We start from the raw sequence: 22,672 nt of genomic DNA, 5'->3' as shown, positions 1-22,672 counted from the left end.
ACAAGCGGGCTTGCTCGCGAAGGCTATTTCAGCAACACCCAAAAATGCCCTGCACTGCCAGGGCATTTTGCCGTCTACGATTCAACTTGCACCCCGCCAGGCCGACAAACTGGCACTATCCAGCCTAAATGACTCGCAGAGATAACGGACATGTCCCTACGCACCCTGCTCACCGCCCTTCTCTTGACCGTCAGCGCTTCGGCCATGGCTGACACTGAAGTCGTCAACCTGAGCAACCGCACCAGCGCCGACCTGCTGCCCGTTGCGCAGAATTTCATCGGCAAGGACGGCACCGTCAGCGCCTACGGCAACCAGCTGATTGTCAACGCTGACCCCGCCAAGATCCAGGACTTGCGCGCCCTGCTCTCACAGCTCGACACACCGGCCAAGCGCCTGCTGATCACCGTCGACACCAACGAAAACAACCAGCAGAACAGCGGCGACAGCCAGACGCGCATCATCAGCTACGGCACCGCCAGTCGTGACGGTGGCATCCAGCAGATCCAGGCCAGCGAAGGTGTGCCCGCGCTGATCCAGGTCGGCCAGAGCGTACCGCTGACCACCACCCAACAAGACAGCTACGGCCGCCTGCAGAACCAGACCCAGTATCGCAACGTCACCCAGGGGTTCTACGTGACGGCCAGCGTCACCGGCGAGACCGTGCACCTGGCGATCAGTACCAACCGTGACCGCATGAGCCAGGAACGTCCGGATGTAGTGAATGTGCAAAGCACCGACACAACTGTCAGCGGGCGCCTGGGCGAGTGGATCCCCCTGGCCGGCATCAATCGCGAAACCCAGGCCGACAAATCCTCTACAACCCGCAGCTACTCTACTCAGGGGCGCGATGACCTGACTGTGCGGGTCAAGGTCGACACCCTGAACTGAAGCACCAAAAACTGACTGATGAGTCGTATTAGACTAAAGATGTAGTGCTTGAAAAAAAGCACTACAAAACATTTGACGATCCAAAAAAGCATGGGCATGATGGCCTCGCTCCCGCTAATCAGGGGCCCTGGCAAGGGCCTTCGGATCGCCGCTCTAAGCTACCCACCTGAGCCGATTCGTGTCTGTACCGCCCACAAGGCGTGTTTGACGAGGTTGCGACTGGAACGAAGTTGTCCCGAGGGACGGAAGCTAACCAGGTAACCCGGCTACACGCTGTTGAACACCCAAGGGCCCACGACGCCCTCAGACTGTTCGCGGCCCGCCTTTACCTACCGCCCCTCTCGCCAATCGTTCATCCCGTCGCATTCCCCGCCAGACCCGACATGACCGCCTAAGCTTCTGGTCAGCGAGCAGCCCTGCCCACGCATTTGAATGCAGGGCTGGCAAATGGATTTTTTCCACCACAAGAAGACGCGACGAGGTTTACTTCCATGGCACTGACACGCGAACAGCAAATTGCAGCCCTCGAAAAAGACTGGGCTGAAAACCCACGCTGGAAAGGCGTGACCCGCGCTTATTCCGCTGCTGACGTCGTCCGCCTGCGTGGCTCGGTTCAACCTGAGCACACCTTCGCAAAACTCGGCGCCGAGAAGCTGTGGAACCTGGTGACCCAAGGTGCCAAGCCTTCCTTCCGTCCCGACAAAGATTTCGTCAACTGCATGGGCGCCCTCACTGGCGGCCAGGCAGTGCAACAGGTGAAAGCCGGTATCCAGGCGATCTACCTGTCCGGCTGGCAAGTGGCAGCGGACAACAACTCCGCTGAATCCATGTACCCCGACCAATCGCTGTACCCGGTGGATTCGGTTCCAACCGTGGTCAAGCGCATCAACAACTCGTTCCGTCGCGCCGACCAGATCCAGTGGAAAGCCGGTAAGAACCCAGGCGACGAAGGCTACATCGACTACTTCGCGCCGATCGTGGCTGATGCTGAAGCCGGTTTCGGCGGCGTACTGAACGCCTACGAGCTGATGAAGAGCATGATCGAGGCAGGCGCTGCCGGCGTGCACTTCGAAGACCAACTGGCGTCCGTGAAAAAATGCGGCCACATGGGCGGCAAGGTACTGGTTCCGACCCAGGAAGCCGTGCAGAAGCTGACCGCTGCCCGCTTGGCTGCTGACGTTGCCGGTACTCCGACCATCATCCTGGCGCGTACCGACGCCAACGCTGCTGACCTGCTGACTTCGGACTGCGACCCGTACGACCAACCGTTCGTGACCGGCGAGCGCACCCAGGAAGGTTTCTACAAGGTACGTGCTGGCCTGGACCAGGCGATTGCCCGCGGCCTGGCCTACGCGCCGTACGCCGACCTGATCTGGTGCGAAACCGCCAAGCCGGACCTGGACGAAGCCCGTCGTTTCGCCGAAGCGATCAAGAAGGAATACCCGGACCAACTGCTGTCCTACAACTGCTCGCCTTCCTTCAACTGGAAGAAGAACCTGGACGACGCGACCATCGCCAAGTTCCAGCGCGAACTGTCCGCCATGGGCTACAAGCACCAGTTCATCACCCTGGCCGGCATCCACAACATGTGGCACAGCATGTTCAACCTGGCGCACGACTACGCCCGCAACGACATGACCGCCTACGTGAAGCTGCAGGAGCAGGAGTTCGCTGACGCCGCCAAGGGTTACACCTTCGTGGCGCACCAGCAGGAAGTGGGCACCGGCTACTTCGACGACATGACCACCGTGATCCAGGGCGGCACCTCGTCCGTGACCGCGCTGACCGGCTCGACCGAAGAAGAGCAGTTCCACTAAGCACTGCGTACACGGCCACTGCGGCCCCAAGGAAGACCTAACCGCAGTGCCGCACAACAATCACGCCCCGACCTGTTCGGGGCGTTTTTTTATTTCAAAATCACCACAAGTCCAATGTGGGAGGGGGCTTGCCCCCGATGAGGGAGTGCTAGCCAATAAATCTGTTACTGACACACCGCTATCGGGGGCAAGCCCCCTCCCACATGGGAACGCATTCGATCTGAAGGATTTTGCGCAAAACATTGATCTAGAGCGGTATCCGCTTCACCCCGATCGGTTAAAAGATCCCCGTCAGCAACTAAGCGACACTCTAGCAAGTAACGACAACTTCCCCCGCCACACGAGAAACATTCGCTTAAACCCCACGCAAACAATATTCATTATCATTTGGCGCATGAAAACTTCGTTACAGGACAAACAAAACACATTTGATTAAATGCCCGCTAATGCCCACCACACAAGGGCTACAGCCCCACGAAGGTGCACTATGTCCTTATTCCATCGAATAATTTCGCTATAGGAATTTTACTTGCCCGGTGTTTAGCCATAAAATCACCGCGATTGATTGCAGTGCGACATATCGTCACTGCATCGTTACTTTTTCGAGCTCAGAGACTTTTGCTCTCTGTTAAGGATTTCCAGCATGACCGAAGCGACAGGACTCATGGCCCACAACTGGGGCTTTGCCATTTTCCTCCTCGGTGTTGTCGGCCTCTGCGCCTTCATGCTTGGTGTCTCCAGCCTCCTCGGGTCAAAAGCCTGGGGCCGCAGCAAAAATGAACCGTTCGAGTCCGGCATGCTGCCTACAGGTGGCGCCCGCTTGCGGCTCTCAGCCAAATTCTATCTGGTCGCGATGCTGTTCGTGATCTTCGATATCGAAGCCCTCTTTCTCTTTGCCTGGTCTGTGTCTGTCCGCGAAAGCGGCTGGACCGGATTCGTCGAAGCTCTCGTTTTCATAGCAATTCTGTTGGCAGGCCTTGTCTACCTATTCCGAGTGGGCGCCCTTGATTGGGCTCCGGAAGCTCGTCGTAAGCGGCAAGCGAAGCTGAAACAATGAGGCTTTGGCGATGCAATACAATCTCACCAGGATCGACCCGGATGCTCCTAACGATCAGTACCCTATCGGCGAACGGGAAACCGTTTCCGATCCGTTAGAAGATCAAGTCCACAAAAACATCTACATGGGCAAGCTGGAAGACGTGCTGAGTGGCGCGGTCAACTGGGGGCGTAAAAACTCCCTGTGGCCGTACAACTTCGGTCTTTCGTGCTGCTACGTGGAAATGACCACCGCCTTCACGGCGCCCCACGACATCGCGCGCTTTGGCGCCGAAGTTATCCGGGCATCGCCGCGCCAGGCGGATTTCATGGTTATCGCCGGCACCTGCTTCATCAAGATGGCGCCGATCATCCAGCGTCTCTACGAGCAAATGCTCGAACCGAAGTGGGTTATCTCCATGGGTTCGTGCGCCAACTCCGGTGGCATGTACGACATCTATTCCGTCGTTCAAGGGGTGGACAAGTTCCTGCCCGTGGACGTCTACGTGCCTGGCTGCCCGCCCCGCCCTGAAGCATTCCTGCAAGGCTTGATGCTGCTGCAGGAATCGATTGGCAAGGAGCGTCGCCCGCTGTCCTGGGTCGTCGGCGATCAAGGTGTGTATCGCGCCGAGATGCCTTCGCAAAAGGAAGAGCGCCGCGAACAGCGAATCGCAGTCACCAACCTGCGCAGCCCTGACGAAGTCTGATCCAGCCCGCTTCTTTTATAGAACGAACACCTGGCTTCATTCTTTACGTTGACCGAAAGCGATAAAAAAACCATGACTACAGGCAGCGCTCTGTACATCCCGCCTTATAAGGCAGACGACCAGGATGTGGTCGTCGAACTCAATAACCGTTTTGGCCCTGACGCCTTCACCGCCCAGGCCACACGCACCGGTATGCCGGTGTTGTGGGTGGCGCGCGCCAAGCTCGTCGAGGTCCTGACCTTCCTGCGCAACCTGCCCAAGCCGTACGTCATGCTCTATGACCTGCATGGCGTGGACGAGCGTCTGCGCACCAAGCGTCAAGGGCTGCCGAGCGGCGCCGATTTCACCGTGTTCTACCACCTGATGTCGCTGGAACGTAACAGCGACGTGATGATCAAGGTCGCACTAAACGAAAACGACTTGAGCATCCCGACCGTGACCGGTATCTGGCCGAACGCCAGCTGGTACGAGCGTGAAGTGTGGGACATGTTCGGTATCGACTTCCCGGGCCACCCGCACCTGACGCGCATCATGATGCCGCCGACCTGGGAAGGTCACCCGCTGCGCAAGGACTTCCCTGCCCGCGCCACCGAATTCGATCCGTTCAGCCTCAACCTCGCCAAGCAACAGCTTGAAGAGGAAGCGGCGCGTTTCCGTCCGGAAGACTGGGGCATGAAACGCTCCGGCACCAACGAGGACTATATGTTCCTCAATCTGGGCCCGAACCACCCTTCGGCTCACGGTGCCTTCCGTATCATCCTGCAACTGGACGGCGAAGAAATCGTCGACTGCGTCCCGGACATCGGCTACCACCACCGTGGTGCCGAGAAGATGGCCGAGCGTCAGTCGTGGCACAGCTTCATCCCGTACACCGACCGTATTGACTACCTCGGCGGCGTGATGAACAACCTGCCGTACGTGCTCTCGGTCGAGAAGCTGGCCGGTATCAAGGTGCCGGACCGCGTCGACACCATCCGCATCATGATGGCCGAGTTCTTCCGAATCACCAGCCACCTGCTGTTCCTGGGTACGTATATCCAGGACGTCGGCGCCATGACCCCGGTGTTCTTCACCTTCACCGACCGTCAGCGCGCCTACAAGGTCATCGAAGCCATCACGGGTTTCCGCCTGCACCCGGCCTGGTACCGCATCGGCGGTGTTGCCCACGACCTGCCGAATGGCTGGGAGCGCCTGGTCAAGGAATTCATCGACTGGATGCCCAAGCGTCTGGACGAGTACCAAAAGGCTGCGCTGGATAACAGCATCCTCAAGGGCCGTACCATCGGCGTCGCCCAGTACAACACCAAAGAGGCGTTGGAATGGGGCGTCACCGGTGCCGGTCTGCGCTCAACGGGTTGCGATTTCGACCTGCGTAAAGCGCGTCCGTACTCGGGCTACGAAAACTTCGAATTCGAAGTCCCGCTGGCCGCGAATGGCGATGCCTACGACCGTTGCATCGTGCGCGTCGAAGAAATGCGCCAGAGCCTGAAGATCATCGAGCAGTGCATGCGCAACATGCCGGCCGGCCCGTACAAGGCGGATCACCCGCTGACCACGCCGCCGCCGAAAGAACGCACGCTGCAGCACATCGAAACCCTGATCACGCACTTCCTGCAAGTTTCGTGGGGCCCGGTCATGCCGGCCAACGAATCCTTCCAGATGATTGAAGCGACCAAGGGTATCAACAGTTATTACCTGACGAGCGATGGCGGCACCATGAGCTACCGCACCCGTATCCGTACCCCAAGCTTCGCCCACTTGCAGCAGATCCCTTCGGTGATCAAAGGCGAGATGGTCGCGGACTTGATTGCGTACCTGGGTAGTATCGATTTCGTTATGGCCGACGTGGACCGCTAAGCATGAACAGCACGCTTATCCAGACAGACCGTTTCACCTTGAGTGAAACCGAGCGCTCGGCCATCGAGCACGAGCTGCATCACTACGAAGACCCGCGCGCGGCGTCGATCGAAGCCTTGAAGATCGTCCAGAAGGAACGTGGCTGGGTGCCGGACGGCGCCCTCTACGCCATCGGCGAGATCCTCGGCATCCCTGCCAGCGACGTTGAAGGCGTGGCCACGTTCTACAGCCAGATCTTCCGTCAGCCGGTCGGTCGCCACATCATTCGCGTGTGCGACAGCATGGTCTGCTACATCGGCGGCCACGAATCGGTGGTTGACGCGATCCAGACCAAACTGGGCATCGGCCTCGGCCAGACCACCCCTGACGGCCGCTTCACGCTGCTGCCGGTGTGCTGCCTGGGCAACTGCGACAAGGCGCCGGCGTTGATGATCGACGACGACACATTCGGTGACGTGCAGGCAACTGGCGTGACCCAATTGCTCGAGGGCTACCCATGACCCTTACATCCTTCGGCCCGGCCAACCTGATCAAGCGTTCGCCTGAGACCCACCCGCTGACCTGGCGCCTGCGTGACGATGCTGAGCCCGTGTGGCTCGACGAGTACCAGGCCAAGAACGGTTACGCCGCTGCGCGCAAGGCCTTCGCCGACATGGCCCAGGACGATATCGTCCAGACCGTGAAAGACGCAGGCTTGAAAGGTCGCGGCGGTGCAGGCTTCCCCACGGGCGTTAAGTGGGGCCTGATGCCAAAAGACGAATCCATCAACATCCGTTACCTGCTGTGCAACGCGGATGAAATGGAGCCGAACACCTGGAAAGACCGCATGCTGATGGAGCAACTGCCCCATCTGCTGATCGAAGGCATGCTGATCAGTGCTCGCGCGCTGAAAACCTACCGTGGCTATATCTTCCTGCGTGGCGAGTACACCACCGCCGCCAAGCACCTCAACCGTGCCGTGGAAGAAGCCAAGGCAGCGGGCCTGCTGGGCAAGAACATCCTCGGTTCGGGCTTTGACTTCGAACTGTTCGTGCACACCGGCGCCGGGCGTTATATCTGCGGTGAAGAAACCGCACTGATCAACTCCCTCGAAGGCCGCCGCGCCAACCCGCGCTCCAAGCCGCCCTTCCCTGCCGCCGTGGGCGTGTGGGGCAAGCCGACCTGCGTGAACAACGTCGAAACCCTGTGCAACGTGCCGGCGATCATTGCCGACGGCGTGGACTGGTACAAATCGTTGGCCCGCGAAGGCAGTGAAGACATGGGCACCAAGCTCATGGGCTTCTCCGGCAAGGTCAAGAACCCTGGCCTGTGGGAGCTGCCGTTCGGCGTGACCGCACGCGAGCTGTTCGAGGACTACGCCGGCGGCATGCGCGACGGCTACACCTTGAAAGCCTGGCAGCCAGGCGGCGCCGGCACCGGCTTCCTGCTCCCCGAGCACCTCGACGCACAGATGTATGCCGGCGGCATCGGCAAGGTCGGCACCCGGATGGGTACGGGCCTGGCGATGGCGGTGGACAACACGGTGAACATGGTCTCGTTGCTGCGCAACATGGAGCAGTTCTTTGCCCGTGAATCCTGCGGCTTCTGCACCCCATGCCGCGACGGTCTGCCGTGGAGCGTGAAGCTGCTGATGGCCCTGGAAAATGGCGAAGGCCGCGAGGGTGATATCGAAACCCTGCTCGGCCTGGTCGGTTTCCTCGGCCCTGGCAAGACTTTCTGTGCTCACGCACCGGGCGCCGTGGAGCCATTGGGCAGTGCCATCAAATACTTCCGCTCGGAGTTCGAAGCCGGTATCGCGCCTACCAGCGCCGCCGTCCCGCCTCTGGCAAAGCCGATCGTAGTCGGCGCGTAACGCTTTAAAAGGCGAAGGGTCCGTACCCTTCGCTTTCTCATGGGCTGACGCCGTAAAGGCTGTGTTGATGCCCATGAATAACAAGATTCCATTAGCCACGCCCGCTGACAACGGGCCAACGAAGAACTTTGAACCATGGCCACTATCCACGTAGACGGCAAAGCGCTCGAAGTCGATGGGGCAGACAACCTGTTACAGGCATGTCTCTCATTAGGCCTCGACATTCCGTATTTCTGCTGGCACCCCGCGCTTGGTAGCGTCGGTGCCTGTCGCCAGTGCGCGGTCAAGCAGTACACCGACGAGAACGACACCCGTGGTCGTATCGTCATGTCCTGCATGACCCCAGCCACCGACAACACCTGGATCTCCATCGACGATGATGAATCCAAGGCGTTCCGCGCCAGTGTCGTTGAATGGCTGATGACCAACCACCCTCACGACTGCCCAGTCTGTGAGGAAGGCGGTCACTGCCACCTGCAAGACATGACGGTGATGACCGGCCACAACGAGCGCCGTTATCGCTTCACCAAGCGTACCCACCAGAACCAGGACCTCGGCCCGTTCATTTCCCACGAAATGAACCGCTGCATCGCCTGCTACCGCTGCGTGCGCTTCTATAAAGACTACGCTGGCGGCACCGACCTCGGCGTGTTCGGCGCCCACGACAACGTGTACTTCGGTCGCGTTGAAGACGGTGTGCTCGAAAGCGAGTTCTCCGGCAACCTCACCGAGGTCTGCCCGACCGGTGTATTCACCGACAAGACGCATTCCGAGCGCTACAACCGTAAGTGGGACATGCAGTTCGCCCCGAGCATCTGCCATGGCTGCTCCAGCGGTTGCAACATCTCCCCGGGCGAGCGTTACGGCGAACTGCGTCGGATCGAAAACCGCTTCAACGGTTCGGTCAACCAGTACTTCCTGTGCGACCGTGGCCGTTTCGGCTATGGCTATGTCAACCGCGAAGACCGTCCACGCCAGCCGTTGTTGGCCAACGGCGGCAAGCTGAGCCTGGACGACGCGCTGGACAAAGCCGCCGACCTGCTGCGCGGTCGCAACATCGTCGGTATCGGTTCGCCGCGCGCCAGCCTCGAAAGCAACTTCGCGTTGCGCGAGCTGGTCGGTGCCGAGCACTTCTACTCCGGTATCGAAGCCGGCGAGCTGGAGCGCATCCGCCTGGTCCTGCAGGTGCTGAACGACAGCCCGCTGCCGGTTCCGAACATGCGCGACATCGAGGACCACGACGCCATCTTCGTGCTCGGTGAAGACCTGACCCAGACCGCTGCCCGTGTCGCCCTGTCCCTGCGCCAGTCGGTGAAAGGCAAGGCCGAAGACATGGCCGACGCCATGCGCGTACAGCCTTGGCTCGACGCCGCCGTGAAAAACATCGGCCAGCACGCGCTGAACCCGCTGTTTATCGCGAGCCTGGCTGAAACCAAGCTCGACGACATCGCCGAAGAATGTGTACACGCAGCACCGGACGACCTGGCCCGCATCGGCTTCGCCGTGGCCCACGCCCTCGACGCCAGCGCGCCTGCCGTCGAAGGCCTGGACGCTGAAGCCGTTGAACTGGCCCAGCGCATCGCCGACGCCCTGCTGGCCGCCAAGCGTCCATTGATCATCGCCGGCACCTCGTTGGGTTCCAAGGCGTTGATCGAAGCCGCTGCCAACATCGCCAAGGCGCTGAAGCTGCGCGACAAGAACGGTTCCATCAGCCTGGTCGTGCCGGAAGCCAACAGCCTTGGCCTGGCCATGCTCGGTGGCGAGTCCCTGGACGCGGCCCTGCAAGCCGTCACCGATGGCAAAGCCGACGCCATCGTGGTGCTGGAAAACGACCTGTACACCCGCACCGATGCCGCCAAGGTTGACGCTGCGCTCAACGCCGCCAAGGTGCTGATCGTTGCCGACCACCAGAAGACGGCTACCAGCGAGCGCGCCGACCTGGTGCTGCCAGCCGCCACCTTCGCCGAAGGCGACGGTACCCTGGTCAGCCAGGAAGGCCGCGCCCAGCGCTTCTTCCAGGTGTTCGATCCGAAGTACATGGACGCCAGCATCCTGGTTCACGAAGGCTGGCGCTGGCTGCATGCCCTGCGCGCGACCCTGCTGAACCAGCCGATCGACTGGACCCAGCTCGACCACGTGACCGCCGCTGCCGCCGCGAGCGCGCCGCAACTGGCCCGTATCGTCGACGCCGCACCGTCCGCCGCGTTCCGCATCAAGGGCATGAAACTCGCCCGTGAGCCGCTGCGCTACTCCGGTCGTACCGCCATGCGCGCCAATATCAGTGTGCACGAGCCGCGTACTCCACAAGACCCGGACACCGCGTTTGCCTTCTCCATGGAAGGCTACTCGGGCTCCGCCGAACCGCGCCAACAGGTACCGTTCGCCTGGTCGCCGGGCTGGAACTCGCCACAGGCCTGGAACAAGTTCCAGGACGAAGTCGGTGGTCACATCCGTGCTGGCGACCCGGGCACGCGCCTGATCGAAAGCACCGGTGATTCGCTGAACTGGTTCTCTGCTGTACCGCGTCCGTTCAACCCGGCCCAAGGCACCTGGCAGGTTGTGCCGTTCTTCCACCTGTTCGGCAGCGAAGAAAACTCTTCCAAAGCCGCACCGGTGCAAGAGCGCATCCCAGCCGCCTACGTTGCCCTGGCCAAGTCCGAAGCCGACCGCCTGGGCGTCAACGATGGTGCCCTGCTCAGCCTGAACGTGGCCGGCCAGACCCTGCGTCTGCCGCTGCGCATCAACGATGAGCTGGGCGCTGGCCTGGTTGCACTGCCGAAGGGTTTCGCTGGCATTCCAGCGGCGATCTTTGGCAAAACCGTTGACGGTCTGCAGGAGGCAGCGCAATGACTTGGTTCACGCCGGAAGTAATTGACGTGATCATTTCGGTGGTCAAGGCCATCGTGATCCTGTTGGCCGTGGTCGTCGCGGGCGCCCTGCTCAGCTTCGTCGAACGTCGCCTGCTGGGCTGGTGGCAGGACCGTTACGGTCCGAACCGCGTTGGCCCATTCGGTATGTTCCAGATCGCGGCCGACATGCTGAAAATGTTCTTCAAGGAAGACTGGACCCCGCCATTTGCCGACAAGGTGATCTTCACCCTGGCACCGGTCGTGGCCATGAGCGCCTTGCTGATCGCCTTCGCGATCATCCCGATCACCCCGACCTGGGGCGTGGCGGACTTGAACATCGGCTTGTTGTTCTTCTTCGCCATGGCCGGTTTGTCGGTCTACGCGGTGCTGTTCGCCGGTTGGTCGAGCAACAACAAGTTCGCCCTGCTGGGCAGCTTGCGGGCTTCGGCCCAGACCGTGTCCTACGAAGTGTTCATGGGCCTCGCGCTGATGGGCATCGTGGTGCAGGTCGGCTCGTTCAACATGCGCGACATCGTCGAGTACCAGGCGCAGAACCTGTGGTTCATCATTCCGCAGTTCTTCGGCTTCTGTACTTTCTTCATTGCTGGCGTCGCCGTGACTCACCGTCACCCGTTCGACCAGCCGGAAGCGGAACAGGAACTGGCCGACGGCTACCACATCGAATACGCCGGCATGAAATGGGGCATGTTCTTCGTCGGTGAGTACATCGGCATCATCTTGATCTCGGCCCTGCTGGTCACGCTGTTCTTCGGCGGCTGGCACGGTCCGTTCGGCATCCTGCCGCAGTTGGCGTTCTTCTGGTTCTTCCTGAAGACCGCGTTCTTCATCATGTTGTTTATCCTGCTGCGCGCTTCCATTCCGCGTCCACGATACGACCAGGTGATGGATTTCAGCTGGCGCTTCTGCCTGCCACTGACCCTGATCAATTTGCTGGTGACGGCTGCCGTTGTGTTGTTGAACACGCCAGCCGGCGCGGTTCAGTGAGGATTTGACCCATGTTCAAGTATATTGGCGACATCGTTAAGGGTACCGGTACCCAGTTGCGAAGCCTGGTGATGGTTTTCGGCCATGGCTTTCGCAAACGCGACACCCTGCAATACCCGGAAGAAGCGGTGTACCTGCCGCCGCGCTATCGCGGCCGTATCGTGCTGACCCGCGACCCCGATGGCGAAGAGCGTTGCGTAGCCTGCAACCTGTGCGCCGTGGCGTGCCCGGTGGGTTGCATCTCCCTGCAGAAAGCTGAAACCGAAGACGGTCGCTGGTACCCGGACTTCTTCCGCATCAACTTCTCGCGCTGCATTTTCTGCGGCCTCTGCGAGGAAGCTTGCCCGACCACCGCAATCCAGCTGACACCGGATTTCGAGATGGCCGAGTTCAAACGTCAGGACCTGGTGTACGAGAAAGAAGATCTGCTGATCTCTGGTCCCGGTAAAAACCCTGATTACAACTTCTATCGTGTTGCAGGTATGGCCGTTGCCGGTAAGCCGAAAGGCGCCGCACAAAACGAAGCCGAGCCGGTCAACGTGAAGAGCTTGCTGCCTTAAGGAAGAAAGATGGAATTCGCTTTCTATTTCGCGTCCGGTATTGCAGTGGTGTCCACGCTTCGCGTGATCACCAACACCAATCCTGTGCACGCCCTGCTCTACCTGATCATTTCGTTGATCGCCGTGGCCATGACCTTCTTCGCACTCGGCGCACCGTTCGCCGGTGTGCTGGAAGTGATCGCCTACGCCGGCGCCATCATGGTGCTGTTCGTGTTTGTGGTGATGATGCTCAACCTGGGGCCGGCTTCGGTCGCCCAGGAACGCGTCTGGCTCAAGCCCGGCATCTGGCTCGGCCCGGTTATCCTCGCAGCCCTGCTGCTGGGTGAACTGCTGTATGTGCTGTTCGCTCACCAAAGCGGCCAGGCCATCGGCCACACCACCGTAGACGCGAAAGCCGTGGGCATCAGCCTGTTCGGCCCGTACCTGCTGGTGGTCGAACTGGCTTCGATGCTGCTGCTCGCCGCAGCCATCACCGCCTTCCACTTGGGCCGCAACGAAGCCAAGGAGCAATGACGATGCCTGCTATCCCTTTGGAGCATGGTCTGGCGGTCGCCGGCATCCTGTTCTGCCTTGGCCTGGTCGGCCTGATGGTTCGCCGTAACATTCTGTTCGTGTTGATGAGCCTGGAAATCATGATGAACGCCGCTGCACTGGCCTTCATCGTTGCGGGTGCACGTTGGGGCCAGCCGGACGGACAAGTCATGTTCATCCTGGTGATCAGCCTGGCAGCCGCCGAGGCCAGTATCGGCCTGGCGATCCTGCTGCAACTGTATCGTCGCTTCCACACGCTTGATATCGACGCTGCCAGTGAGATGCGCGGATGAACATGATCTTTCTGACTTTCGTATTCCCCCTGATCGGTTTCCTGCTGCTGTCGTTCTCTCGTGGACGCTGGTCGGAAAACCTCTCGGCCTTGATCGGCGTGGGCTCCATTGGCCTGTCGGCCATTGTGGCCGCCTACGTTATCTGGCAATTCAACGTGGCGCCGCCGGAAGGCGGCCACTACACCCTGGTGCTGTGGCAGTGGATGTCGGTGGAAGGCTTCAAGCCTAACTTCGCTCTCTATGTCGACGGCCTGTCGATCACCATGCTCGGCGTGGTGGTGGGTGTGGGCTTCCTGATCCACCTGTTCGCGTCCTGGTACATGCGCGGTGAAGCCGGTTACTCGCGCTTCTTCTCGTACACTAACCTGTTTATCGCCAGCATGCTGTTCCTGGTGCTGGGCGATAACCTGTTGTTCCTGTACTTCGGCTGGGAAGGCGTGGGCCTGTGCTCGTACCTGTTGATCGGTTTCTACTACAGCAACCGCAACAACGGTAACGCGGCACTCAAGGCCTTCATCGTCACCCGGATCGGCGACGTGTTCATGGCCATCGGCCTGTTTATCCTGTTCCAACAGGTGGGCACGCTGAATATCCAGGAACTGCTGGTGCTGGCACCGCAGAAATTCCAGGTTGGCGACTTCTGGATCACCCTGGCCACTCTGATGCTGCTGGGCGGCGCCGTGGGTAAATCCGCGCAACTGCCGCTGCAAACCTGGCTGGCGGATGCGATGGCCGGTCCTACCCCTGTTTCCGCACTGATCCACGCCGCAACCATGGTCACCGCCGGTGTCTACCTGATCGCCCGTACCCACGGCCTGTTCACTCTGGCTCCGGATATCCTGCATCTTGTCGGCATCGTCGGCGGCGTGACCCTGGTCCTGGCCGGCTTCGCCGCGCTGGTGCAGACCGACATCAAGCGCATCCTCGCCTACTCGACCATGAGCCAGATCGGCTACATGTTCCTGGCCCTGGGCGTTGGTGCCTGGGACGCGGCGATCTTCCACCTGATGACCCACGCTTTCTTCAAGGCCCTGCTGTTCCTCGCTTCCGGTGCGGTGATCGTTGCCTGCCACCACGAGCAGAACATCTTCAAGATGGGCGGCCTGTGGAAGAAACTGCCACTGGCCTACGCCAGCTTCATCGTCGGTGGTGCCGCCCTGGCCGCCCTGCCGTTGGTGACTGCCGGCTTCTACTCGAAGGACGAAATCCTCTGGGAAGCCTTTGCCAGCGGTAACCAGAACCTGCTGTACGCAGGCCTGGTGGGTGCGTTCATGACCTCGCTGTACACCTTCCGCCTGATCTTCATCACCTTCCACGGTGAAGCCAAGACTGAAGCACACGCAGGCCACGGCATTTCGCACTGGTTGCCATTGTCGGTGCTGATCGTGCTGTCGACCTTCGTCGGCGCCATGATCACCCCGCCGCTGCACGGTGTACTGCCGCAAAGCGTCGGCCATGCCGGCGGCGAAGCCCAGCACAGCCTGGAAATCGCCTCGGGCGCCATTGCCATCGCCGGTATCCTGCTGGCCGCCCTGCTGTTCCTCGGCAAGCGTCGCTTCGTGACCGCCGTGGCCAACAGTGGCATTGGCCGCTTCCTGTCGGCCTGGTGGTTCGCTGCCTGGGGCTTCGACTGGATCTACGACAAACTGTTCGTCAAGCCTTACCTGGCCATCAGCCACGTACTGCGCAAAGACCCGCTCGACCAGACCATCGGTTTGATCCCACGTGCTGCCAAGGCCGGTCACACCGCCCTGAGCCGCAGCGAGACAGGCCAATTGCGTTGGTACGCCGCGTCTATGGCTGCCGGTGCAGTTCTGGTGATCGGCGCCATTGTTGTGGTAGCGGTGTGACTATGAACATTGCCAACTTTGCGAACTTGCGAAAGGAAACGAGCCTGTCATGATTCTGCCCTGGCTAATCCTGATCCCCTTTATCGGCGGCCTGCTCTGCTGGATGGGTGAACGCTTCGGCGCCACCCTCCCCCGCTGGATTGCGTTGCTGACCATGTCCCTGGAACTCGCACTCGGCCTCTGGCTGTGGGCCCATGGTGACTATTCATTTGCTCCAGCACCGGGTGTCGATCCGACTTTCGCGCTTGAATTCAAGCACGTGTGGATCCAGCGCTTCGGCATCAACGTGCACCTGGCCCTCGATGGCCTGTCGCTGTTGATGATCCTGCTGACCGGCCTGCTGGGTATCCTTTCGGTACTCTGCTCCTGGAAAGAGATCCAGCGTCACGTGGGCTTCTTCCACCTGAACCTGATGTGGATCCTGGGCGGCGTTGTCGGCGTGTTCCTCGCCCTCGACCTGTTCATGTTCTTCTTCTTCTGGGAAATGATGCTGGTGCCGATGTACTTCCTCATCGCGCTCTGGGGTCACAGTTCTTCGGACGGCAAGAAAACCCGGATCTATGCGGCGACCAAGTTCTTCATCTTCACCCAGGCTTCCGGCCTGATCATGTTGGTGGCGATCCTGGGCCTGGTACTGGTCAACTTCAACAACACCGGCGTGATTACCTTCAACTACGCCGACCTGTTGAAAACCAAGATGTCCCTCACCACCGAATACATCCTGATGCTGGGCTTCTTCATCGCGTTCGCGGTGAAGCTGCCGGTGGTGCCGTTCCACTCCTGGCTGCCGGATGCCCACGCCCAGGCGCCTACTGCCGGTTCCGTGGACTTGGCCGGTATCCTGTTGAAGACTGCGGCCTACGGCCTGCTGCGCTTCGCACTGCCGTTGTTCCCGAATGCCTCGGCCGAGTTCGCGCCGATCGCCATGACCCTGGGTCTGATCGGGATCTTCTACGGTGCGTTCCTGGCCTTCGCACAAACCGACATCAAGCGTCTGATTGCCTTCTCGTCCGTGTCCCACATGGGTTTCGTACTGATCGGCATCTACTCCGGCAGCCAACTGGCGCTGCAAGGCGCAGTCATCCAGATGTTGGCCCACGGTGTTTCGGCCGCTGCCCTCTTTATCTTGAGTGGCCAGTTGTACGAGCGCCTGCACACCCGTGACATGCGTGAAATGGGTGGCGTGTGGTCGCGCATCGCGTACCTGCCGGCGATCAGCCTGTTCTTCGCTGCAGCGTCCCTGGGCTTGCCGGGCACCGGCAACTTCATCGGCGAGTTCCTGATCCTGATGGGTGCCTTTGTGCAAACACCTTGGATCAGTGCGATTGCTACCTCCGGCCTGGTGTTTGGTTCGGTCTACTCGCTGATCATGATCCACCGCGCCTACTTCGGCCCGGCCAAGTCCGACACTGTCCTGCAAGGGATGGATGCTCGCGAACTGATCATGGTGCTCGGCCTTGCGGTGCTGCTGATCTACATCGGCGTGTACCCGCAACCGTTCCTGGACACTTCTGCCGCGACGATGCATGGCGTGCAGCAGTGGTTCGGCACCGCCTTCTCTCAACTCGCTTCGGCCCGGTAAGAGCGCTATGGAATTCACGATCCAACACTTTATCGCGCTTGCGCCGCTGCTGATTACCAGCCTCACCATCGTGGTGGTGATGCTGGCAATCGCCTGGCGCCGCAATCACTCGCAAACGTTCCTGCTGTCCTGTGCCGGCCTCAACCTGGCCCTGCTGTCGATCATCCCGGCCCTCAAGGTCGCGCCATTGGCGGTCACGCCGTTGATGATGGTGGATGACTTCGCCCTGCTGTATATCGCGCTGATCCTGGTCGCGACCCTGGCCTGCGTCACCCTCGCCCACGCCTACATGGGCGAAGGCGGCACCGGCTACCCAGGCAACAAGGAAGAGCTGTACCTGCTGATCCTGCTGGCTGCGGCCGGCGGTATCGTGCTGGTCAGCGCGCAGCACCTGGCGGGCCTGTTCATCGGCCTGGAACTGCTGTCGATCCCGACCTACGGCCTGGTGGCCTACGCCTTCTTCAACAAGCGCTCCCTGGAAGCCGGCATCAAGTACATGGTGCTGTCGGCTGCCGGTTCTGCGTTCCTGTTGTTTGGTATGGCCCTGCTCTACGCCGAAGCCGGCAGCCTGAGCTTCACCGGTATCGGTCACGCCCTGGCCACCACCCACATGCCTGCGCCAATCGCCCAACTGGGCCTGGCGATGATGTTGATCGGCCTGGCGTTCAAGCTGTCGTTGGTGCCGTTCCACCTGTGGACCCCGGACGTGTACGAAGGCGCCCCGGCGCCGGTGGCGGCGTTTCTGGCCACCGCGTCGAAGGTTGCTGTGTTTGCGGTGATGGTGCGTCTGTTCCAGATCTCGCCTGCTGCCAACACCGGCGTGCTGAGCACCGTGCTGACCGTGATCGCCATCGCGTCGATCCTGTTCGGTAACCTGCTGGCCCTGACCCAGAACAACCTCAAGCGTCTGCTGGGTTACTCCTCCATCGCCCACTTCGGCTACCTGCTGATCGCCCTGGTAGCGAGCAAAGGCCTGGCCGTGGAAGCCATGGGCGTGTACCTGGTCACCTACGTGATCACCAGCCTGGGCGCGTTCGGCGTGATCACGCTGATGTCCTCGCCGTTCAAAGGCCGTGACGCCGACGCCCTGTACGAATACCGCGGCCTGTTCTGGCGCCGTCCGTACCTGACCGCCGTACTCACCGTGATGATGCTGTCCCTGGCCGGCATTCCGCTGACTGCGGGCTTTATCGGCAAGTTCTACATCGTCGCCACCGGCGTTGAAGCCCACGAGTGGTGGTTGGTTGCCTCGCTGGTACTGGGCAGCGCCATCGGCGTGTTCTACTACCTGCGCGTGATGGTCACCCTGTACCTGATCGAGCCAAACCTGCGCCGTGTGGACGCCGAGCTGCATTGGGAACAGAAGGCAGGCGGCGTAATGCTGCTGGCCATCGCCCTGCTCGCGTTCTTCCTGGGTGTTTACCCACAACCGTTGCTCACCCTGGTGCAGCACGCGGTGCTGGGCGTTTGATCGCTTAGCGGGATGCAGTCAACAAAACGGCGCCTTCGGGCGCCGTTTTGCGTTTCTGGGAGTGATATCTGTGGTGGCCGGACTTGTTGTGGTGAGCGGGCTTGCCCCGCGCGGGGCTGCGCAGCAGCCCTATCACGCCACCGCGTTTTTTCAGACACACCTCAGGGTCGGTTTTGGGGCCGCTTCGCAGCCCAGCGCGGGGCAAGCCCGCTCACTACAATCAGCCCTTCGCCACAGTGTCAGCGCACATCAATGCCACCGAGCATATCGGCAAAGGTCTCAGCATCGGGCAATCTCTCCCCTTCCCACATCGTCGGTGCAACGCGCGGTGAGCCGTCGGTCCAGAACAGCACGCGCACGGCTGGGTCCATACGCGTGCTCGATTCATTGATCTGTGTCGGTAATGGCAGCGCCATCAGCAACTCATCAAAGGCCTCCAGCGAAAACGCCTCGCTCAAGGCTGACAGCGCAAGCCTTTCCACCTCACCGTACCAGGCAGTATCCAACGGCGATATAACGCCAACTGCCGCAGCAACGGTCAGTGGAAAATAGCGCCCCACCCGATCCACACTGGGAATCATCACCCCGGCCCAGCCCAGTTCACCACACACACCCGCCGTCAACGCAAAGTGCCAGATCGGGCTGCACAGGTACACCTCCAGCCATTGCTCGACCAACCGCTCACGACTGCACTGCAAGCCGGCCTGTAACCAGGCGTCCCACGGGTGCAAGAATTCCGCTGGCAAACGACGACTGACAAAGTCTCCCAAACTGGGGACCTTGCCAAAAAATCCATTCATGGCTGTTTCCTAAAAGCTGCCCGGGCAATGGAACTGCTCGAGGCTGTCGCGGCGGAACGGGTTGATCACACTGCTGGCTCGCAACAGATACGCCACCCGATGGCCTTCCAGGTTGAAGGTCAGTTGCAGCTGTTCGCCCTGGGTGTTCACCACGGCCTTGTCCATCATGCGCAGCCAACCCCAGGGGCCGTCGCTGCGCAGTGGGCTGGCCAGAACTGGCGTAGCGTCCAGGCGCACAAGGCCGCCGGACTTACCGCTGGGCAGCGAGATACTGACAAAGTCGGGCACAGTACCGGCGTCAAACACCACCGGCTGACCATCGATATCCAACGTGACCTTGCTCAGTGCCGGGTCTGCCCCCAGGGTTTTCAAGTCGAAGCGCATGGATGGCTGGCGCGCACCGGCCACGAAGAACATGTCGCGCAGCCTGGCACCACGCTGGAACTGATTAAGCACATCCTGGGAGATGTTCAGTGGCGTCACACCAGTTGATCGCCAGCGCCACTGGCTGCCACTCATGTCGACATACGCCGCGAGGTTCTTGCTGAAAAAATCATCCATCAACCCACCCGGGCCGAAAAACTTGCCGAAGTCATCGGCGGTGGCATCGCGGGCCGAGCTGCGCACCAGCGGATAACGCCCATCAATGGCCGCTCGACAGAATGGTGCACCCGTCGCTTCCCATAACGCATTCAACCGGGCTTTTTCATTGCCGAGGGTCAGCGCCGTGCCACCCGACTCCACATCGCGCAGCAGCGTTGACAACGGCGCAGGCTGCGTGTCACCCGAGCGTTTCAAGCGCCCCAACACCTCGTTGGAAGGTGCCGGCGCAGCACTGCGGCGCGCGGCGTCAGCGCTGTCGAAGAATTGCCCGGCGTCCTTCAGCGACGCCAACACCTCATCCACCGGCTGCGGGCCGGCGCCGTTGCCTACCAGGCGATGCAGCGTAGCGAAATGCGGGTCCACCGGGTTGGCCGACGCGTCCGCCACCGGTGCCAGGCTATCGCCACCCAGCGCCGATTGCAGCTTTTGCGTGGCCGCAGCGATCTTGTCGCGCACGCGCTGATCGGTGTCCTTGACTGTCGTCGAGGTCAACGCCCCCTCCAGCGTGGTTTCCTTCGACACCGCCACCAGCAACGCGCGCAACGGTGAATCGCTGGCGGCGAGCACATTGGTCACCAACGAGGCCTGGCCAAGGCTGGTTAACGGTGCCAGGTGCACATCCGCGAGGAAACTGTCCCATTGGCGGATGTAGTCGGCGTAGTACAACTCCAGCACCGCCGCCTGCATGGCCGGGTCGGCGCCGGCAATCTGCGCCGACTCCTGGCGGTCCAGCACCCAACTGTCCTTGGCCATCTCGGCCACAGCCTGCGGGGTCTTGCGGGTCAGTTCTCGGTAGCCGGCGATGCTGTAGACGCCACTCACCCCTCGGGACAACGGCTCGCCACTGGCACGGGTCATCAGCGACGAAACATCCCGCCCCACCGCACTGTTCACACTCAGCTCGGGCAGGTGCTGCTGGTCGACCTGGCGTTTCACCCGGTTATAGATGCGCTGGGACAACGGCATGCTCGCCAGCGCCAGGCGCACCTTGGCCACCAACGCGCTATCCAGCTGCACCGGCTCGGCCTCGTCGTCGGCCTCCAGCAGCGCCGCGATATGATCCGATAGCTGCTGCAACTGCGCAGGCGTGGCCTGGGGCAGTTCGCGACGCCAGTCCACATCGACCCAGGCTTGCACCGACGGTGCATCGAAGAACTGCCGCTCACCCAGCATCAGGTAAGCGCGCAAGGTTTCGTAGAGAAACTCCTGATTGCTCGCGTCGCCACGGCGCAAGGCGTTTTCCATGTTGGCGACGATATGCGGCAACAAGGTGCTGCGCAGCAAGCGCCGATACAACGTGACTGCGCCCGCACCCAGCTTGTTGCCCTGATACAGGCCCATGCGGCTGAGCAACGGCACACTGCGGTCGCCGTCGCTGTAGCCGCTGGGCAACGCGCGCGCGGCATTCAGCAATGGCAGGGTCACCAGCACATCGCCTTCGGCCGGCAGTGCCTTAGCCAATTGTGCGACATTGGTAGCGGCATTGGACGCATCGGCGATCAGTTGCAGGTTGCGGGTGTAGCTGATGGTCATGCCGACCAGCAGCAGGACAAACGCCATACCCGCCGCCATGCGCCCCGCCCGGCCGAGCAAGCGTCGGCGCCGTTGTTCCTGGTGATTGACCCCGGCGAGCCCGGCTTCCTTGAAGATCACTTCGCGCAGCAGGCGGGTGATGAAGTAACTGCGCCCGCTGGCGACATTCGCCGCCAACACCTTGCGACCCAGGCCGAAGGAGGCGGCCAGCGAGGTCAGCACCCGATCGATCGGACTGCCTTCCTGGGTGCCGCTGGTGAAATACACACCACGCAGCAGCGCCGCCTCCTGGTAGCGGTTGGCTTCGAAGACCGTATTGAGAAAACGCGTGAGGCCGTCGCCCAGGCTGGCGAACTGTTGCGGGAAGCTGTAGAGCAAGGCGCGTCGCGACAGGTCGCGCTCCTGCTGCAAACGCTCCAGCACACGCCGTTGCAACTGGCGCTCCAGGGCATCGAACTCGCCCGGGAACGACGCCAGGCCCGTCTCCGCCTGGGGTGGCTGGACCAACGGGAAGGTCACGCCCCACACCTGCGCACGTTCGTCCCGACCGAAGGTTTCGAAGAACTCCGAAAAGCCCGCGAGCAAGTCGCACTTGGTGATGATCACATACACCGGGAAGCGCAGGCCCAGGCGCTCGTACAGCTCATTGATGCGCGCACGGATCGCCACGGCCTGGGCCTGACGCTGAGCGTCGGTCTGTTGCAGCAGGTCGCTGACGCTCAAGGCCACGATCACACCGTTGACCGGGCGTTGGCGACGGTACTTTTTCAGCAGGTCGAGGAAGCCACCCCACGCGGCCTTGTCGACTTCGGTATAGCTGTCCTGGGTGGTGTAGCGCCCGGCAGTGTCGAGCAGCACCGCTTCATCGGTGAACCACCAATCGCAATGCCGCGTGCCGCCGACACCGCCGATGGCACCGCTGCCCATGGCCTCGCGCAGGGGAAATTGCAGCCCGGAATGGGTCAGCGCCGTGGTCTTGCCGCTGCCTGGCGCGCCGACGAACATGTACCACGGCAATTGATACAGGTACTGCCCGCTCATCTTCCAGCCAGGATTGGCCTTGCGCAGCACCGCCATGGCCGAGCGCATGCGTTCGCCCAACTCAGCCACTTCGGCCTGGGACTCACGCACGCCGGGCGCCACCACTGGCGCTTCGGCCACGCCGGCCATCAAGCCGCGATTGGCGCGCCAGGCTCGCCACAGACGCCAGGCAAAATAACCGGCCCAGATCAATACAAACACCGCGATCAAGCCCCAGCGCCGCGACTCCGGCGCCAACGGCTCGCTGCCGTTGAACGCCAGCAGCGGGCCCTCGTACCACACCAGCAACGACAGCAAAGCCACACCGATCAACGACAACAACCAGGGCTTGAGCAGCCACAGGATGAAGCGCTCCACCGGGGACCATAACAACGAAAACAGCGTCGAAAAATTCATGG

17 protein-coding genes are annotated in these 22,672 nt (G+C 61.2%); 15 read left to right on the top strand and 2 right to left on the bottom strand.

The genetic code is table 11. The features are described from left to right. The first annotated feature begins 150 nt into the window (after positions 1 to 150). The 15 genes from HX793_RS27755 to nuoN all read left to right on the top strand — a co-directional run bounded on the left by HX793_RS27755 (position 151) and on the right by nuoN (position 18,297). Positions 151 to 888 carry a secretin N-terminal domain-containing protein gene (locus HX793_RS27755; protein ID WP_177060887.1) on the top strand — a complete coding sequence of 246 codons (738 nt, stop codon included), beginning with the start codon at positions 151 to 153 and terminating at the stop codon, positions 886 to 888. Between the two features lie 491 nt (positions 889 to 1,379). Next, a complete protein-coding gene (gene aceA, locus HX793_RS27750; protein ID WP_003174717.1) occupies positions 1,380 to 2,705 on the top strand; it encodes an isocitrate lyase in 1,326 nt (441 codons plus the stop codon). 643 nt (positions 2,706 to 3,348) lie between these two features. Beyond that, positions 3,349 to 3,762 (top strand): NADH-quinone oxidoreductase subunit A, encoded by a 414-nt coding sequence (locus tag HX793_RS27745; protein ID WP_003219575.1) that lies wholly within the window; start codon positions 3,349 to 3,351, stop codon positions 3,760 to 3,762. A 10-nt stretch (positions 3,763 to 3,772) separates the two neighbouring features. Beyond that, positions 3,773 to 4,447 (top strand): NuoB/complex I 20 kDa subunit family protein, encoded by a 675-nt coding sequence (locus HX793_RS27740; protein ID WP_016975544.1) that lies wholly within the window; start codon positions 3,773 to 3,775, stop codon positions 4,445 to 4,447. 72 nt (positions 4,448 to 4,519) lie between these two features. After that, positions 4,520 to 6,304, top strand: coding sequence for an NADH-quinone oxidoreductase subunit C/D (gene nuoC, locus HX793_RS27735; protein ID WP_025999674.1), 1,785 nt, complete (start codon positions 4,520 to 4,522; stop codon positions 6,302 to 6,304). Between the two features lie 2 nt (positions 6,305 to 6,306). After that, complete coding sequence (gene nuoE, locus HX793_RS27730; protein ID WP_016975546.1) at positions 6,307 to 6,804, top strand: NADH-quinone oxidoreductase subunit NuoE; 498 nt, start codon at positions 6,307 to 6,309, stop codon at positions 6,802 to 6,804. Next, positions 6,801 to 8,156 carry an NADH-quinone oxidoreductase subunit NuoF gene (gene nuoF / locus HX793_RS27725; protein WP_016975547.1) on the top strand — a complete coding sequence of 452 codons (1,356 nt, stop codon included), beginning with the start codon at positions 6,801 to 6,803 and terminating at the stop codon, positions 8,154 to 8,156. The genes nuoE and nuoF overlap by 4 nt, the downstream gene beginning before the upstream one ends. A 135-nt stretch (positions 8,157 to 8,291) precedes the next feature. Further along, the gene (gene nuoG, locus HX793_RS27720) at positions 8,292 to 11,006 is read left to right on the top strand and encodes an NADH-quinone oxidoreductase subunit NuoG (RefSeq protein ID WP_177052057.1); all 2,715 of its coding nucleotides are present in this window, start codon (positions 8,292 to 8,294) and stop codon (positions 11,004 to 11,006) included. After that, a complete protein-coding gene (nuoH, locus tag HX793_RS27715; RefSeq protein WP_017137518.1) occupies positions 11,003 to 12,010 on the top strand; it encodes an NADH-quinone oxidoreductase subunit NuoH in 1,008 nt (335 codons plus the stop codon). Before nuoG ends, nuoH begins: the two co-directional genes overlap by 4 nt. Positions 12,011 to 12,021: 11 nt before the next feature. Next, positions 12,022 to 12,570, top strand: a complete 549-nt coding sequence (gene nuoI / locus HX793_RS27710) for an NADH-quinone oxidoreductase subunit NuoI (protein WP_177060893.1) — start codon at positions 12,022 to 12,024, stop codon at positions 12,568 to 12,570. Positions 12,571 to 12,579: 9 nt separating this feature from the next. Then, positions 12,580 to 13,083 carry an NADH-quinone oxidoreductase subunit J gene (gene nuoJ / locus HX793_RS27705; protein WP_016974946.1) on the top strand — a complete coding sequence of 168 codons (504 nt, stop codon included), beginning with the start codon at positions 12,580 to 12,582 and terminating at the stop codon, positions 13,081 to 13,083. 2 nt (positions 13,084 to 13,085) lie between these two features. Continuing rightward, the gene (nuoK, locus tag HX793_RS27700; protein ID WP_003174727.1) at positions 13,086 to 13,394 is read left to right on the top strand and encodes an NADH-quinone oxidoreductase subunit NuoK; all 309 of its coding nucleotides are present in this window, start codon (positions 13,086 to 13,088) and stop codon (positions 13,392 to 13,394) included. Continuing rightward, positions 13,391 to 15,244, top strand: a complete 1,854-nt coding sequence (gene nuoL / locus HX793_RS27695; RefSeq protein WP_177095177.1) for an NADH-quinone oxidoreductase subunit L — start codon at positions 13,391 to 13,393, stop codon at positions 15,242 to 15,244. The genes nuoK and nuoL overlap by 4 nt, the downstream gene beginning before the upstream one ends. Positions 15,245 to 15,293: 49 nt before the next feature. Further along, the gene (gene nuoM, locus HX793_RS27690; RefSeq protein WP_010209575.1) at positions 15,294 to 16,826 is read left to right on the top strand and encodes an NADH-quinone oxidoreductase subunit M; all 1,533 of its coding nucleotides are present in this window, start codon (positions 15,294 to 15,296) and stop codon (positions 16,824 to 16,826) included. Positions 16,827 to 16,833: 7 nt separating this feature from the next. Continuing rightward, positions 16,834 to 18,297 (top strand): NADH-quinone oxidoreductase subunit NuoN, encoded by a 1,464-nt coding sequence (nuoN, locus tag HX793_RS27685; protein ID WP_016974944.1) that lies wholly within the window; start codon positions 16,834 to 16,836, stop codon positions 18,295 to 18,297. Between the two features lie 239 nt (positions 18,298 to 18,536). Here the strand turns inward: nuoN and tagF are convergent, their stop codons facing one another. Together tagF and tssM are read right to left on the bottom strand one after the other, a co-directional pair. Beyond that, on the bottom strand, positions 18,537 to 19,097 hold the full coding sequence (gene tagF / locus HX793_RS27680; RefSeq protein ID WP_177095175.1) for a type VI secretion system-associated protein TagF: 561 nt from the start codon (positions 19,095 to 19,097) through the stop codon (positions 18,537 to 18,539). 9 nt (positions 19,098 to 19,106) lie between these two features. Then, positions 19,107 to 22,670 (bottom strand): type VI secretion system membrane subunit TssM, encoded by a 3,564-nt coding sequence (gene tssM, locus HX793_RS27675; protein WP_177095173.1) that lies wholly within the window; start codon positions 22,668 to 22,670, stop codon positions 19,107 to 19,109. Between the last annotated feature and the right edge of the window lie 2 nt (positions 22,671 to 22,672).

The sequence above is a fragment of the Pseudomonas reactans genome, assembly GCF_013387025.1.
In the GTDB taxonomy this organism is placed as follows: Bacteria; Pseudomonadota; Gammaproteobacteria; order Pseudomonadales; family Pseudomonadaceae; genus Aquipseudomonas; species Aquipseudomonas reactans.
Note: the sequence above shows the minus strand (reverse complement) of the source record. Positions and strands in the feature narration are given on the sequence as shown.